Source organism: Variovorax sp. 05N34, from assembly GCF_056397405.1.
In genome coordinates, this window is record NZ_JBFTNI010000002.1 from 696,060 (window position 1) to 710,877 (window position 14,818).

At 65.4% G+C, this 14,818-nt stretch carries 13 protein-coding genes; 3 read left to right on the forward strand and 10 right to left on the reverse strand.

Features of this window, described 5'->3' with window-relative positions; translation table 11 throughout:
• The first annotated feature begins 123 nt into the window (after positions 1-123).
• Complete coding sequence (locus AC1DMA_RS07640) at positions 124-303, forward strand: hypothetical protein (RefSeq protein ID WP_478143803.1); 180 nt, start codon at positions 124-126, stop codon at positions 301-303.
• Positions 296-2,998, forward strand: a complete 2,703-nt coding sequence (locus AC1DMA_RS07645) for an ATP-binding protein (RefSeq protein WP_478143804.1) — start codon at positions 296-298, stop codon at positions 2,996-2,998. Before AC1DMA_RS07640 ends, AC1DMA_RS07645 begins: the two co-directional genes overlap by 8 nt.
• On the opposite strand, the gene AC1DMA_RS07650 is transcribed toward AC1DMA_RS07645, so the two are convergent.
• From AC1DMA_RS07650 to metC, 10 genes are all read right to left on the reverse strand, one after another.
• Entirely contained in the window at positions 2,995-5,718 is a 2,724-nt protein-coding gene (locus tag AC1DMA_RS07650; protein ID WP_478143805.1) for an ATP-binding protein, read from the reverse strand. The genes AC1DMA_RS07645 and AC1DMA_RS07650 overlap by 4 nt on opposite strands.
• Positions 5,719-5,908: 190 nt before the next feature.
• Complete coding sequence (locus AC1DMA_RS07655; RefSeq protein WP_478143806.1) at positions 5,909-6,265, reverse strand: c-type cytochrome; 357 nt, start codon at positions 6,263-6,265, stop codon at positions 5,909-5,911.
• A gap of 10 nt (positions 6,266-6,275) precedes the next feature.
• Positions 6,276-8,036 (reverse strand): GMC family oxidoreductase, encoded by a 1,761-nt coding sequence (locus AC1DMA_RS07660; protein ID WP_478143807.1) that lies wholly within the window; start codon positions 8,034-8,036, stop codon positions 6,276-6,278.
• Between the two features lie 12 nt (positions 8,037-8,048).
• Positions 8,049-8,798, reverse strand: a complete 750-nt coding sequence (locus AC1DMA_RS07665; RefSeq protein WP_478124526.1) for a gluconate 2-dehydrogenase subunit 3 family protein — start codon at positions 8,796-8,798, stop codon at positions 8,049-8,051.
• The gene (locus tag AC1DMA_RS07670; RefSeq protein ID WP_478143808.1) at positions 8,785-9,177 is read right to left on the reverse strand and encodes a hypothetical protein; all 393 of its coding nucleotides are present in this window, start codon (positions 9,175-9,177) and stop codon (positions 8,785-8,787) included. Before AC1DMA_RS07670 ends, AC1DMA_RS07665 begins: the two co-directional genes overlap by 14 nt.
• 38 nt (positions 9,178-9,215) lie before the next feature.
• The gene (locus AC1DMA_RS07675; protein ID WP_478124528.1) at positions 9,216-9,695 is read right to left on the reverse strand and encodes a carboxymuconolactone decarboxylase family protein; all 480 of its coding nucleotides are present in this window, start codon (positions 9,693-9,695) and stop codon (positions 9,216-9,218) included.
• A 124-nt stretch (positions 9,696-9,819) separates the two neighbouring features.
• A complete protein-coding gene (locus tag AC1DMA_RS07680) occupies positions 9,820-10,737 on the reverse strand; it encodes an MBL fold metallo-hydrolase (RefSeq protein WP_478124529.1) in 918 nt (305 codons plus the stop codon).
• Positions 10,738-11,087: 350 nt separating this feature from the next.
• Complete coding sequence (locus AC1DMA_RS07685) at positions 11,088-11,867, reverse strand: amino acid ABC transporter ATP-binding protein (RefSeq protein ID WP_478124530.1); 780 nt, start codon at positions 11,865-11,867, stop codon at positions 11,088-11,090.
• A complete protein-coding gene (locus AC1DMA_RS07690) occupies positions 11,864-12,514 on the reverse strand; it encodes an amino acid ABC transporter permease (protein WP_478124531.1) in 651 nt (216 codons plus the stop codon). Before AC1DMA_RS07690 ends, AC1DMA_RS07685 begins: the two co-directional genes overlap by 4 nt.
• A 10-nt stretch (positions 12,515-12,524) precedes the next feature.
• Positions 12,525-13,682 carry a cystathionine beta-lyase gene (gene metC, locus AC1DMA_RS07695; protein ID WP_478124532.1) on the reverse strand — a complete coding sequence of 386 codons (1,158 nt, stop codon included), beginning with the start codon at positions 13,680-13,682 and terminating at the stop codon, positions 12,525-12,527.
• Between the two features lie 109 nt (positions 13,683-13,791).
• Here metC and AC1DMA_RS07700 point away from each other — a divergent pair, with 109 nt between their 5' ends.
• Positions 13,792-14,745 (forward strand): LysR substrate-binding domain-containing protein, encoded by a 954-nt coding sequence (locus AC1DMA_RS07700; RefSeq protein ID WP_478143809.1) that lies wholly within the window; start codon positions 13,792-13,794, stop codon positions 14,743-14,745.
• Positions 14,746-14,818 lie beyond the last annotated feature (73 nt).

The following is a 14,818-nucleotide window of genomic DNA, read 5'->3' on the forward strand; positions in this document are numbered from 1 at the left end:
ACCCATGAAGGTCTCGCTGCCTGGCGCATCCGGGCCCTTGACAAGGCTTGACATGGTTTAACTGGCGACGCGATCGCCAACTGCACAGACTTCCACCCATGACTTTCAGAAGGACTTGAAGCCATGACCGCGCCGATCCAGGCCAGGCCGATCCATGTGGCGGTCACGCACCGCGACCGTTGTGTGGCCGCCGGCACCATCACCGTCAAAGCACACGTCTCCAGCATCTGCGAGAAGCCGCGTGTCGGCTCGAGGGTGCAGGTGGGGGCGAAGGCGGCGCAGCGCGGGCTGGTCCGTGTCTGAGAGTCGCCGATGGCGCTTTGGTGCCTTCGTACTGTTGGAAGCCGAGCCAAGGCTCGAGCGCGACGGGCAGCCGGTGAGGCTCGGATCGCGCGCCATCGGCCTGCTGGTCGCACTCGTAGATCGCGCCGGCGAAGTGATCAGCAAGGACGAGTTGCTCGCGGCGGTCTGGCCCGACACGGTGGTCGAGGAGGCGAGCGTTCGAGTCCATATGTCGATCCTGCGCAAGGCGCTGGGTCGGCCCAGTGACCAGGACGGCTGCCTGGAATGGATCGCCAACATCCCACTGCGCGGCTATCGCTTCCTCGGCCGGGTGCACTGCGAGTTCGTGCCGTCCGCTGCGGCCGCGCAAGTGGCCCATGCGTCGCTGCGGGATGCGCCTGCCGGGTTGCCCGTTCGCTTCTCCAGGCTCGTGGGGCGCGAGGCGGAGGTCGAGCGCCTGCTCGCCATGCTCGCGGCGAGCAGGCTGGTCACCGTCGCCGGACCCGGCGGCGTGGGCAAGACCAGCGTTGCCATCTGCGTCGCCGCGCGCTATCGGGAAAGGCCGCCGCATGGCCAGGTCTGCTTCGTCGATCTCGCGCCGCTGACCTCGCAGGACCACGTGCTGACGACCATGGCGCGCGCCATTGGCGTGCGAGGCGGCGTGTCGGACATCGAAGAAGCCATTGTCCAGCGCCTCGAAGGCCAGGCGATGCTGCTGCTCGTGGACAACTGCGAACATGTCATCGAGAGGCTGTCGCCGCTTCTGGGCAGATTTCTGGCCGCCTTGCCCGGGTTGCAGGTCCTTGCCACCAGCCGCGAGGTGCTTCGCATGGGAGGCGAGCATGTCTTTCGCTTGATGCCTCTGGCAGTCCAGCAGTCCCAGCCCGATTCCCTGGCGCATGCGTTGCGCTCGCCGGCGGTTCAGTTGCTCGTCGAGAGGGCCGAGGCCGCGGGGGCCCGCGGATTCGATGACGCAAGCAGCGGTCCGCTGACCAGGATCTGCCAACAGGTGGACGGCATCCCGCTGGCGATCGAGTTGGTCGCGGCCCGCCTGGGCGCACAACCCGTGAGCGAGCTGGCATTCAGACTCGACGATCACATGCGCCTGCATTCGACGGCCAGGCGAGCTGCGCTGGCAAGACAACGCACACTGGCTGCGACGCTGGACTGGAGCATCGGCCTGCTGGGCGATGCCGAGCTGCTTCTGTTCCGCAGGTTGTCGGTGTTCCGCGCTTACTTCGGCGTCGCGGCGGCGCTGAGCGTGGCAGCGAGTGCGCTGGACCCGGACGTGGCGTCCGATGCGTTGCTGAGCCTGGCCAGCAAGTCGCTCGTCGTCTACGACACCGATCAGGCCGCGGACTCGCCCTACCGCCTGCTCGATACCACCCGCAGCTATGCGCACGCGCTGCTGGTGCGGGCGGGCGAGGAAGACGCGGTGTCGAAAAGCCATGCCCTTTTCATGCTGGACCTCATGGGCATTGCCACCGCGGAACTCGCGTCGCTGGACGCAGATGCCTGGACGCAGCGCTACCGCGGCTCCCTCGACGACCTTCGTGCGGCGCTGGATGCTTGTATCGGCCACCACGACGACATGACGATCGCGGGCGCGCTCACTGGCGCATCGGCGCCGCTGTGGTTTCGCCTGTCCGAGGTCAGCGAATACCGGGATCGTGTTCGGGCGGCGCTGGACCACGTTGATTCGCTGAAGGTACCCGACCGCCTGACGGCCGGGCGGCTGGAGATCGCGCTTTACAACGCCTTGTGGCACACCGGCGGCACGGTGCCGGAGATGACACAGGCTTGCGAGCGGGCGCTGGATTGCGCACTGGAATTCAAGATGAAGACGCTCGAGTTCCAGGCTCGGTGGGGCCTTTGCGCACTGAACGTCACGCGCGGCGCGTACCCACCAGCATTGCGGCATGCCGAGATCCTGAACGAATTCGCGAGCCACTCGACCAACGCCGTGACGCGCAACCTATCGCACCGGATGCTGGCGCTCGCCAGTCACTTCTGCGGCTTGTTCGCCCAGGCCAGGATGCACGCCGAAGCGGCGGCGGACGTGGACGAGGCGATCCGGCGCAACCATGTCAACGCGTTCCAGCCTGACGCACGCACCACCGCCATGGCCATTCTTGCCAGGACGCTGTGGATCCAGGGCGAGAGCCGTCTCGCCATGGCCACTGCCGTCCGGTGCATGCAGGAGGCGGAGGCACTAGGGCACGCACTGTCGCTGTGCGTTGCGCTCTTCTGGATCTGTCCGATGGCCATATGGGCCGGCGAACAACCGGCAGCGCGCGCCTGGGTCGACACGATGTTGCAGCAGACCCGTTCCAAGGGCTTCGCCTACTGGCATGACTGGGCCCTTTGCTACGACGACGCCATGAAGCTCGGTGAGGTCGACGACGCCGGCGCGCACATCGATGCCGTCGCGGCAAAGGTCTTGGTCATGGATGAACCCCGCAGGGAAATGATGGTCACGTTCTGCGACCGGTGGGTAGACGATCATCTGGTGGCTCGCGCGATGCAGGGCGAAGGCCAGTGGAGCGCTGCCGAGGTCTACCGTGCCGCCGGGCGGCGCAAGGAACTGCTGGGCGACGCCGCGCAAGCCCAGGCACTTTATTCGCAGGCCCATGCCCTCGCACGCTCGCACGGCGCATTCGCCTGGGAACTACGTGCAGCGCAGACGCTGGAAGAGTTTCGCGCCAGGACGGGTTAGCGTTGAACCGGCCGGGCGCCCGGTGGGCGGGTCCGTGCCAATGTGGCGCGCTGTTCCCAGGCGACGGCACCCTGTCGCCTGGCGGTTTCGATGGCCCGGAGGTAGAAGACCTCGGCCTTGTCAGGCGCAGCGCTTTGCGCTGCGCGCCACCCGGCGGCGCGCCAGACCTCGGCGGCGACCCAGGGACTGTCTCCGCGCGAGACGCGCTCGACCATCTCGTCGTCGACCCAGTCGACGCAGAAGGTCGCGAGCATTTCCCGGTGAGGGGCGTCATAGGTCGCGAGCTGGTCGGCCACTTCGCGCACGTAAAGGTCCCGGTCCGGCGCGATGCCCAACTGCAGCCCCTGGGAGAACCACTCGGCATAGCGCAGCCAGCCCACCAGGCCCCTACGCTGTGCTTCGTCCGTCATCAAGTGAATCCATTGGGCGGCAAGCTCGAGTTCGCCGGCCCACAGCGCGACCGGGCAGGCGCCATACAGCGCGGAGCACAAAGAGACGGACTTTCCGGCCGCTTGCGCGCGGTCCACCGCGTCGCTTGCCTCTTCGAGGGCCCTGGCCGTTTCCCCTTGCACCCACAGCGTTCGGCTCAGCATGGCTTTTGCCGCAACGATGGCGTTCACTCCCACCATGTTGGCTCGGGCATGGCCCAGGCCGCCGCCCACGCGCACGGAGGCTTCGCTGTGCATTCTTGCCACACCGAAGTGGCCGCAAAAGTGGTTGGCCATCGCCATCACGCGGTGAGCGAGATTGAGCGCGGCGGGATCAGACCAGGATTGCGCGGCCGCCATCAGCGTGTGCGCCTGATCCAAGGCCGCCGAATACTCGCCGCGGAACATGTCGTGCGTGCACCGGCCCCAGCGGGCTTGCAGTTCCAGCACGGGGATCTTGACGGCAAGCGCGCCGGCCAGGGCTTGGTCCGCGGCGGCCCCAAGCTCGGGCGAGGACCTGCCGGTGTGGAGCAGGGCGCTGACCAGTGCCGTGTTCAGCCAGGTCGCTGTTTCCGTGTCGCGGGTGGGTTGCCGATCGACCAGCGCTAGCGCTGCGGAGACCCGGTCGCGGTATTCCACGACCTGGGCCAGGTGAAACCACAAGGGCGCGGAAGCCGTGACCAGCGAGGCGGCCATCTTCGCGTCGGGTTGCTGCGTGAGGCAGACTTCGAGTGCAAAGCGCACGTCGTCCAGGCGGTGCGCGTATCGATCGGCCCAGGCCTGCTCGGTCAGGTCCGAGAGTTCCGCCGCCGCGGCCTTCATGAGATCGCGCATGAGCATCGCATGGCGCCGCAGCAAAGCCGGTCGTTCGTCGCTCTGCGCGAGAAGCGCGGCGGCATAGCTTCGCGTCGTGTCCAGCAGCCGGTAGGGCGCGACAGCGTCGCTGCTGTCGAAGAAGACCAGCGACTTGTTGACCAGCGAGATCAGAGCGTCGAATGCCACGTCGGTGTCCATGCCGCCGGCACTCACGCCGAGCGCGGATTCGACATCGAACCGGCCGCGGAACACCGACAACCAGCGAAAGAGCCGCAGTTCCGTATCGCTCAGCAACGCGATGCTCCAGTCCAGCGCCGCGGCGAGCGTTCGGTGTCGTGCGAGCGCGGCGCGGCTGAAGGCATAGAGGCGCATGTGGTCGTCCAGCCTGCGCGCCAGATCGGCGACCGGTTGGACGCCCAGGCGCGCGGCCACCAGTTCGATCGCCAAGGGAATGCCGTCGACCTGCCTGGTGATCTGGGCCAGCAGAGGGCCATGCGATTCGTCGAACGCACCCGCACCCGCAGCCTTGGCCCGTTCCACAAGCAATTCGACGGACGGCCAGTGCAGCGCCTGCGTGAGCGAGATCTGTTCGGCGTCCGGAATCGCCAGCGCCGGCAATCGGAAGACATACTCGCCCGCCACGCGAAGCGCCTCACGGCTGGTCGCGAGGATGCGCAAGTCGGGGAGCACGGAAAGCAGGCCGTCGATCGGCGGCGCCAGGGAATCCACCACGTGCTCGCAGTTGTCAATCAACAGCAGCACGGCGCGCCCCGCCAGCCGCTGCGTGATGGCTCCGACGATGTTCGGCAGGTCGGCGGGCACCCCCACGGCGCGTGCCAACGTGCCGAGCACGTGATCCTGGGAAATCAGCGACGACAGATCGGTGAAGCCGATCTGCGTGCCGTGTCGCTGCTGATGGTTCTGCGCCACGTGGATCGCGAGCCGGGTCTTGCCGATGCCGCCCGTGCCTGCAATCGTGACCAGCCGGTGGGCTTCGAGCGATTCGAGAAGGCGCGCCACATCGGCTTCGCGACCGACAAGCTCGGTCAGCCGAACGGGCAGCGGCGTGAAACCAGCATCGGGCAGTGACGCCACGGGCTTGGTCCAGATGCCGGTCGTCTCGCGCCGGACACGCCCATTGAAGCGGTAGCCGCGCAGCGGAATGTTGGAGATCCACTCCTTGCATTCGTCGCTCCCGCCTGGCTCCCCGAGCGCCTTGCGGAGCGTGGACATGTGGACACGCACGCTGGCCTCTTCGACCACCACGCCGGCCCAGACTGCGGCAAGCAGGACGTCCTTGCTCACGAACTCGCCGGCCCGCTTGATCAATTGCAACAGCAGATCGAAAGAGCGCGGCCCCAGCCGAACGGCCTCCCCGGCCCGCTCGAGGCGGCGCTGCGCCTCCCAGACAACGAAAACGCCGAAGTACCACCGGACTTCCGCCGACGCCAGGTCAGGTGACTCCTCAGGCTGCATTTGAATGAGCGTCGCAAGGCGGCTGACTGGGAAGGTGGATCAGGTCGACGGTTTCCATGGGCAGGGACTCAAGTATCTGTTTGATCGTAGCCGGAGGCTGCACGACAGCCGGCTAGGCCCTCCTGCCCATGGGTCATAGAGTCATGCAGTGTGCCCTGGCGTGCAAGGCATCTGCGGCTTGGCAGCCGTCCTATCGCAGTGTCTTCAGGTACCTGACGAGTTCCGCCACCTCGGCCGGATCCGGAACGCCTGCAAAGGGCATCCGGTTGCCCGGTACGGCTTGCTGCGGATCGCTGAGAAAGGCCGCCAAGAATTTTTCGTCCCAGGTGAACTGTGCGTTCTTCATGGCTCGGCTGTAGCCGAACCCCGGCGACGAGCCGGCCCTTCGGCCCACCACGCCAGCCAGTGGCGGCCCAATGGCGGCCGCGCCTTGTGCCGTATGGCATGCCGCACAGGTCGCCCATGTCTTGGGCGGCTGCACGGACGATTGACCATGCGCCAGGTTCATCAAAGCTGCAGCGCAGGCTGTGAGCAGGAGTGTTCGCATTGCGGGTCCTTCAAAGCATGCGCGGTTGCTTTGCATAGCGCACCAGGTCGTCTCCCAGGCGCAGCGCCAATGCCGCGAGCGGACCCGTGGGGTTGTATCCCGCGTTGTGTGCGTAGACGGAGGCGCCAACCACGAAGAGGTTCTGCGCATCCCAGTGCTGAAGCCGCGGCGACACCACGCTCGTTGCAGGGTCGGCGCCCATGATCGTTCCGCCTGTGGTGTGCGTCGTCTGGTATTGACGCGTATCGAAGTCGCCTTGCCGCGGTAGCGGTGTACCGACTGCAGTGGCACCCATGGCGTGCGCGATCCCGACGGCCTTGTTCGTGACGTACTCGCTCATGCGGTGGTCGTTCTCGTGGAAGTTGAAGGTCATGCGTAGCAGCGGCAAACCGTAGGCGTCGCGGTACGTCGGATCGAGGTCGAGGTAGTTCTGGCTGTGCGGGTAGTTGCTGCCGTGCACCGCGACGTTGAAGGCATGCGCGTACCAGTCGACGTTGGCCTGTTTCCACGCAGATCCCCAGCGCGGCGTCCCGGGCGGGTGGAGCCGGGCATTGATGGGGCGGCCGTTGGTCACGTTCGAGTAGATGTAGCCGCCGCCGAAAAAGCCCAGCCCTGCGTGGTCGAAGTTGTCGCCGTTGAATTCGTCCACCACCATCTGCGAGGCACCCGAGGCCATGAACGGATTGATGAAGCGGTCCTTGAAGAACACCGGCACCGACGACATCACCTGGTAGCAGAAGTTCTTGCCGACCACGCCCTTGCCCGTCTTCGGGTCATAAGGGCGGCCGATGCCGCTCGTGAGCAGCAGCTTGGTGTTGGTCATGGTGAAGCCGGACAGCACCACGACATCGGCCGGCTGCTCGTACGTTTGCGCGGTCTGCAGGTCGATGAACTGCACGGCCGTCACGCGCTTGGCGTGCTTGTCGTAGACGAGGCCGGTCACCTGCGAGTGAAGTCGAATTTCGAAATTTCGTCGCTTCTGCAGCAGCGGATACAGCAGCACTGCCGGGCTGGCCTTTGCATTGGCCTCGCAGATGAAGCGCTCGCAATGGCCGCAGTACTGACACGGTGCGAGACTTGCGCCATCGGGGTTGGTGTAGGCGCGTGGCGAGTTGGCCGCAGGCAGGGGGAACGGCTTGTAGCCGAGGCCTTGCGCGGCCGCCTTGAAGATGCGACCCGACTCGAGAATCTCGAGCGGGGGCTGCGGAAAGTCGCGTTTTCGGGGTGCCTCGAAGGGGTTGCCACCTTCTATCAGCTGCCCGCCGATATTGCCGGCCTGCCCCGCGATGCCGAAGAGCTGCTCGAACAGGTCGTGGTACGGCTCCATCTCTGCGTAGCTGACGCCCCAGTCCTGCACCGTCATCTCGCGCGGGATTGCCGCCTTGCCGTAGCGCGATTCGAGCCGGGTGCGCAGGGCCGGGTCGTACTCGGCCCAACGCCAAGTCTGTCCGTTCCAGTGATTGGCCGCGCCGCCCATGCCTTCGCCGGGAAGGAAGGCTTCCATGCGGCGCACCGGCAGCGCGCTCTCGCTGATTGAATGACGCAATGTGTAGGTCTCGTTGGCCCAGTTCTGCACCAGGCTGTTGCGCACGCCCCAGCGCAATTCGTCACGCTGGTTGGGCAGCGTGGCGGCCGCACTGCCGTCGAGATCGCCACCGCGCTCGAGCACCAGCACGTCGATGCCGGAATCCATCATCTGCCGCGCCGCGAGGCCGGCGGTGAGGCCGCCGCCGACGAAGACGACGTCGCGTTTGGGAAGTTTGTGAGTCATGGGAATAGACCTTCAGCTGAAGTCATCGATCGACTGGGGCTTGGCCGCGCCAGGAAAGGGCTGGCCGCGGTACTGAACCACGTTGCGTCCGTGAAAAGCGGGCAGGCCGGGGAAGCCGACCGCGCGCCAGAAGACTTTGTCGCGGTTGCCGCCGTACATCGGGTCGGCAAAGCAGGCCTGAACGAACAGGGGATAGAAAAAGTCGTTGAACCAGGCACCGAGCGCATAGCGCTCGTCGTCCATCCGGCCGGCAGCGACCTCCTGCAGCAGGGCGTCGAGCCGGGCGGCTTCGAGCTGCTCGATGGGCTCGCCCGTGCGTTGTCCGGCCGCGCGGCGCAGCACTGCGAGGCCGGCCTTGAAGTGCTGTTCGGGTGTGAGGGGAGACTGGTAGCCATGCTGCGGCTTGCCGGGGCGCCAAGGGCCTTGCCGATAGAGCTGGTCGCCACGCCCCCAGCCGCCGGCCAACTGACGATCGATGTACAGATGCAAGCCGCAGCCGACCCCATTCGGTGTCATCGCATCGGCCGGGCACATCACGTTGACGAGGGCCTCGACGCAGGCGGCTTCCTGCGGGCCCAGCGACAGGTAGCCCGTGGGGTGGGCGTTGTCGGTCGGCTGCGCTGCGCTGGGCTGCGCCGCCGCCAGCGGGCTGCCGAGGCCGCTCAGCAGTGCGGGCGCCGCAAGCGCTGCGACGCTGGAAGCGCCGCCGATCTGGCGCAGAAATAGACGTCGCGGGGGGGACTCTTGGTCAATCAGGGACATGGGGGCTTTCTTCGTGGGGCAGAGTTCGTGCAGGCGCATCGGGAGGATGGACAGGCATTGCGTGCGATGGGGAAAACGGGTTCGCACGTTCTTCATCTGTTGCACCAAATCTAGATTTCGACAGCTCGATGCGGTAGCCCTGTCGAGCGAAACGCCGCAGTGAGCCAGCGGCACCAATGGCGACGTGACACCGCTTCAGTGCGATCGAAAACGCGCTGTTCCAAAACGCACGGCTGCGCCGCCGCGAAGTGGCGAGAAGGAAGTCGAAGTGGGGAAAGGCAATGGTCTGCGAGGCGCGGCCATCGATGGCGAAGGGAGACTGCGCTCCCGAGGTGCCATTGGACTTCGGCGCGAAGGGTGTATCGCGCAGGAAGAGCAAGCGCCACCGCCAGAGGCGGCGACGCTTGCGGCAAAGACTCAGGAAAGGTTTGCCTTGTCCAGGCCGAAGGCCTTGTCGGACGACCCTGGCACGGTCTGGAACGCGACGTTCACGCGGTTCCATGCATTGATGGCCATCACGCTGAAGGTCAGGTCCGAGAGTTCTTTTTCCGACAGCTGCGTGCGCACGCGCTCGTAGATGTCGTCGGGGACGCCGAGTTCGGGCAGCTTGGTCAGCACTTCGGTCCAGGCCAGGGCCGCGCGCTCGCGGGGAACGAACAGCGTCGATTCACGCCATGCAGCCAGATGGTGAATGCGCAGTTCGCGCTCGCCGTGGATCTTGGCTTCCTTGATGTGCATGTCGAGGCAGAACGCGCAGCCGTTGATCTGCGAGGCGCGGATGGCGATGAGGTCCCGAATGGTTTGCTCGATGGTGCCGTTATCCACGAGTGTGCTGAACTCGATCAGCTTCTTGAAGAGCTCGGGCGATTGCTTGATGTAGTTGAGGCGATGAGTCATGTGTGGCTCCGCCCTCAGTGCGGCTGAGGTACCCGTTCGCGAAGAGCGCGAGAGAGAAAAAAATCCTGGCGTCGACGATTCGGCGCATCAGGCCGGCGGCCTGCTTGCGCGCCGCAGGCTGTGTTCAGTAGTCCCAGATGATCGGAACCCAGCGAAAGATGTCACCGTCGATCGCCACTCGGCCGAGCGAGGGGAAGGGCAGGTGAGCGGCCACCAGCAGCCCGCGGGTCTGCGCCAGTTCGCGCAGGAGTCCGATGCGAACTTCGGCCGCTTTCTCGGGGTCGTGCTCGAAGCCGTTCTGCCAGTCAGGGTGGTCGAACGCGACCGGGAACATGGCGTCGCCGGCGAACGTCAGTCGCTCAACGCCCGACACCAGGTCGACCACGCTGTGCCCTGGGGTGTGGCCGCCGGTACGGCGAACCACCACGCCCGGCGCTACCTCGCGTCGCTCCTCGAAGGTCTGCAGCCGGTCGCGGTATTCGTTGTAGAAGCTCTTGGCCGTCGAGCGGAGCACCTCCGGCACCGGCTTGGGCATCACTGTCTGGGAAAAATCGGGCGAGATCCAGAAATCGACTTCGGCCTTGGCCACGTGGATGCGCACGTCGGGACGCAGCCGTTCCTTGATGCCGGGAACGAGCAGCCCGCCGACGTGGTCCATGTGCATGTGGGTAAAGATCACGTCGGTGACGGACTCGAGCTCGATGCCGGCCGCGGCCAGACGCTGGGGGAACTGCCCGGCGCGCGGAAAGCCCGGGAACTGGCCTCCCAGGCCGGCGTCGATCAGGATGGTCTGGTCCCCGCTGCGGGCCACCATCACGTTCAGCGGCCAGTCGTACTTGTCGGGCGGCATGAACATCTGGTCCAGCCAGCTCGCCAGATCTGCCGGGTCGGCGTTGGTGGCCATGGTCGAGGTGGGCAGCGGCAGCACGCCATCGCTGACCACCAGCGCGTCGATATCGCCGATGCGCAGCGCGTAACGGGAGGGCACCAGATCTTTGGGTTTCTCGCTCGTTGGTTGCAAGATGTCATCTGTGGGGGACATGACGGAATCTCCAAAAGGGCGGCCCGGTTGCGCGGGCCTAACGTGCCAGGTGACTGGCAGCAAGTTGCCGTTCAACACCGAAGGTTGTCGGGCCCGGATCACGGCGGAAGGCCGTATGGCGTTGATCGTAGGGAAGCAGGGGAGGCGCCGGTAGGCTCGCAAACGGACGCACAGTGGTGCCTGATACGCACCAACGCATGGTTCGTGGGATGGGTGGTGACAGTCTTAGGTCACCTGCAATGCAAGATCGGGAGAAGCGGCGTTGACTGCGGAAAAGTCAACGCGCGCAGGCCGAGGGCATTTGAATGTCCTTCGCAGTGGGGTCCTGCCAGCCCTGCTGCGCGTGGCAATCAGTCTTCGATCAAGCCAAGAAAATCTCTCGAGCGCTGGCTTGCGGACGGTCCGAAGAAATGATCGGGAGAGGCGTCTTCCGCGATCACGCCGCCTTCCATGAAGACGATGCGGTCGGCGACATCCCTGGCGAACCGCGTCTCGTGTGTCACAACCAGCATCGTCATGCCCTTTTCAGCAAGATCGCGCATCACCTTGAGCACCTCCCCGCGCAGCTCGGGGTCGAGCGCGGAGGTCGGCTCGTCAAAGAGAATGACTTCGGGGTTCATCGCCAGGGCGCGTGCGATGGCCACGCGCTGCTTCTGGCCGCCGGAAAGGCGGCCCGGATATTCGTCGGCCTTCTCCAAGAGGCCGACCTGCGCCAGCAAGTCGCGGCCGCGCGGCAGCGCTGACGCTTTGTGGACACCTTGTACCGACACCATTCCCTCGATCACGTTCTCCACCGCCGTCATGTGTCCGAAAAGGTTGAACGACTGGAACACCATCGCTGTCTTCTTGCGAATTTCACGCATCTTGCGACGCGTGTCGCCCGAGGGCTTCGGGCCCGCGTTGGCGATCTCGATGCCGCACATGCGGATGGTGCCGCGGTCGGGCATCTCCAGGAAGTTGAGCGAGCGGATCAACGTGGTCTTGCCAGAACCCGAGGGGCCCATGATGACTACGACTTCGCCGCGTGCCACCGTGAGGTCGATCTGCCGAAGCACGTGGTTCGCGCCGAAGCTCTTGGCCAGGCCCTGCACCTGCACAGGGGGGGCGGTGTGAGTGGAGGATGTGTTCATGTGTAGCGCTTCGAGAGGTGGTTTTCGAGCCAGGTCTGCAGGATGGTGAGCACCTGGTTGATGAACCAGTAGATGGCTCCGACGATGAGGAACATCTCCATGTAGCGAAAGGTCGTGGCGCCCAACTGCTCGGCCACACGGGTGAGCTCCACCACCGTGACTGTCGATGCGAGGGACGTGTCCTTCATGAGCCCGATGAGCCGGCTGCCCACCGGGGGCAGCGCGATGCGGAAGGCCTGCGGCAGCACGATGCGAAACAGCGTCTTCCAGTAGCCCATGCCCATGGCCCACGCAGCCTCCCACTGTCCCTTCTCCACGGCCATGATCCCGGAACGGAAGTTCTCACTGAGGTAGGCCGCGGCGAACAGGCTCAGCGCGAGCAGCGCAGAGGGAATCGGAGAGATCACGATGCCGTAGCTCGGCAGGCCGAAGTAAATCAGCAGGATCTGTATCAGAAGCGGCGTGCCGCGAAAGATCGACACGTAGGAAAAGGCGAACCAGCGCAACGGCCGAAACGGAGAGATCCGCGCCAGTGCCACCAGTAGCCCCAGCACGCAGCCGCAGAAGAATGCAGACAGCCCGAGGCCGAGGGTGACCAGCACCGCCTTCTCGAGCAAGGGCAATGCCCTGAGGAACAGGTCGAGCATCTTGTCCTCCTCAGCGGGTAGGCAACAGCGCGCTGTAGCCCGCCAGGCCGGCCTCCAGGTCTGCGATGAGGTCGTCGGTGTCTTCCAGGCCGATCGAGAGTCGGATGACCGGCTGGTCGGTGGCAGGGAACACGCGCTCGGCCTGCAATGTCGCGGGATAGTAGGCCGCCAGGCTGTGCACGCCGCCCCAGCTCGCGCCGATGACGAACTGCTTCAGCGAATCGAAGAAGCCATGGAAGGCACGCTCGGGTCCGGGCTTGAGCACCAGGGAGAACAGGCAGCCGTTGGTACGGAAGTCGCGCTTCCATAAGGCATGGCCGGGGTCCGGTTCAAGCGGTGGGTAGAGCAGCCGCTCAACCTCGGGTTGATCGGCCAGCCACCGCGCCACGCGCAGAGTGGATGCGCTCTGGGCTTCGAGCCGCAGCTTGAGGGTCTCCAGCCCGCGCAGCACGAGGAAACAGTCGTCCGGGCTCACTTGCTGGCCGAGGATGCTTTGCGTCTCGCGCAGCACATCGTAGTGCGCGTGGTCGTTCATGCTGATGCTGCCCATCAGCAGGTCGGAGTGGCCGCCGAGGAACTTGGTGGCGGCCTCGATGCTGAAGTCCACGCCGTGATCCAGCGGCCTGAAGCCCAGCGGGCTGGCCCAGGTGTTGTCCATCATCGTGAGCACGCCGCGCCGGCGCGCCACCGCTGCGATGGCGGGCGTGTCCTGCATTTCCATGGTCACGGTGCCGGGCGACTCCATGCAGATCATGCGAGTGTTTGGACGAATCAGCGATTCGATTTCCGCGCCGATGGCGGGCGGATAGAACTCCACCTCCACATCCATTTGCGCGAGCCACTTCAGCGCGAAGGCCTTGAGCGCGCCGTAGCACGCGGCCGACACCAGCAAGTGGTCTCCGCCGCGCACGAAGCCCATGACGGTGGTCATCAGCGCCGATTGCCCCGAGGGCGTGACGACGCAATGTCGCCCGCCCTCGAGTGCCGCGATCTTCCTCTCGAGGCCTCGCGCCGTCGGCGTGCCGGTGATGCCGTAGCTGAAGCCGTCGGGCTGCCGACTTTTGCGTTGGACGAAGTCCTCGAAGGTCTTGAAGACGACCGTCGATGCGCGCATCACGGGCGGCGACAGGCTCTCGAACTGGTCATTAGTTGTGGCAATTGATTGCATCTATGCTATTCGTCCAGATTAGGTGTGTTGGCGGGTGCGCTGGAGTATTTGTCAGGCGTTCGATCAACTCAAGAGCGTGGATTACTCGCTCGATAAACGGAGGTTATGGATGGAAAAGCGCGACATCGAGGTCTTTCGCGCGGTGATGCGCGCCGGCACCACCAGCCAGGCTGCGAACCTGCTGGGCGTTTCGCAACCGGCGGTGAGCCAGTCGTTGCGCAAGTTCGAGCAGGCCTGTGAGCTGCGCCTGTTCGAACGCGTGCGGGGGCGGCTCGTGCCTACACAGGAGGCCGTGGCACTGATGGTGGAGGTGGACCGCTACTTCACCGGCTTGGAAATCATCGAGCACCGCATCCGCAGTCTCAAGTCGTTCGGGCTCGGACGTCTGGCCATCGGCTCGCTCCCGGCGCTGGGCACCGGCTTCATGCCGCGCGCCATCGCGGCGTTCGGGCTCGACAAGCGGCAGATCCAGCTGTCGTTCCAGGTCATGAGTTCGCGCGAGGTCTACCAGCAGGTGTCCGCCGGACAACTCGACTTCGGCCTCATGGCGGAAGAGTTGTCGGTGACGGGCCTCGAGCACTCGCCCTTCGCGTCGGTGTGCGGCGTCATCGTCATGAACGCGCAGCATCCGCTGGCCAGAAAAAAAGTGCTCGACGCCAACGATCTGGCGGCCCACCCGTTCATCGCACTCAATCCCGAAGACGTGGGACGACGCGCATTGGAGGAGGCGTTGGCGGCGCAGGGCAAGGTCCTGCGGCCTGTGATCGAGACGCCTTACTCGAACTCGGTGTGCGAGTTCGCGCTGAACGGTGTCGGCATGGGAATGGCGCACCCTGTCATGGCCCTCGACTACTTCTCGCGCGGCCTGCTGCTCAAGCCGATGGCCTTCGATATTCCCGCGACCTCGCTGCTTGTGTTCCGGCCCGGCATGCCGCTGTCGGACAACGCAAAAGATCTGCTGCGCGTCATGCGCATCCAGCTGGATACGGACTTCAAGCGATTGCGCGAGGTCCTCGGCCGCTCCCCGGTCTCTGCGATCAGGAGGGCACCCAAAAGGGGATAGTAGTTTCCCTGATTGGTGCATAAGTCCAGCTTATCGACCAACTAGCGGCGCCGGATTGCGGCAGGGCGGTGCG

What these genes read in the sequence shown, in the direction of transcription:
- metC (WP_478124532.1), bottom strand. Translation starts at nt 13,682, where the DNA reads ATGCAATCAATTGCCACAACTAATGACCAGTTCGAGAGCCTGTCGCCG.
- AC1DMA_RS07660 (WP_478143807.1), bottom strand. Translation starts at nt 8,036, where the DNA reads ATGACTCACAAACTTCCCAAACGCGACGTCGTCTTCGTCGGCGGCGGC.
- AC1DMA_RS07680 (WP_478124529.1), bottom strand. Translation starts at nt 10,737, where the DNA reads ATGTCCCCCACAGATGACATCTTGCAACCAACGAGCGAGAAACCCAAA.
- AC1DMA_RS07650 (WP_478143805.1), bottom strand. Translation starts at nt 5,718, where the DNA reads ATGCAGCCTGAGGAGTCACCTGACCTGGCGTCGGCGGAAGTCCGGTGG.
- AC1DMA_RS07700 (WP_478143809.1), top strand. Translation starts at nt 13,792, where the DNA reads ATGGAAAAGCGCGACATCGAGGTCTTTCGCGCGGTGATGCGCGCCGGC.
- AC1DMA_RS07690 (WP_478124531.1), bottom strand. Translation starts at nt 12,514, where the DNA reads ATGCTCGACCTGTTCCTCAGGGCATTGCCCTTGCTCGAGAAGGCGGTG.
- AC1DMA_RS07665 (WP_478124526.1), bottom strand. Translation starts at nt 8,798, where the DNA reads ATGTCCCTGATTGACCAAGAGTCCCCCCCGCGACGTCTATTTCTGCGC.
- AC1DMA_RS07655 (WP_478143806.1), bottom strand. Translation starts at nt 6,265, where the DNA reads ATGCGAACACTCCTGCTCACAGCCTGCGCTGCAGCTTTGATGAACCTG.
- AC1DMA_RS07685 (WP_478124530.1), bottom strand. Translation starts at nt 11,867, where the DNA reads ATGAACACATCCTCCACTCACACCGCCCCCCCTGTGCAGGTGCAGGGC.
- AC1DMA_RS07640 (WP_478143803.1), top strand. Translation starts at nt 124, where the DNA reads ATGACCGCGCCGATCCAGGCCAGGCCGATCCATGTGGCGGTCACGCAC.
- AC1DMA_RS07675 (WP_478124528.1), bottom strand. Translation starts at nt 9,695, where the DNA reads ATGACTCATCGCCTCAACTACATCAAGCAATCGCCCGAGCTCTTCAAG.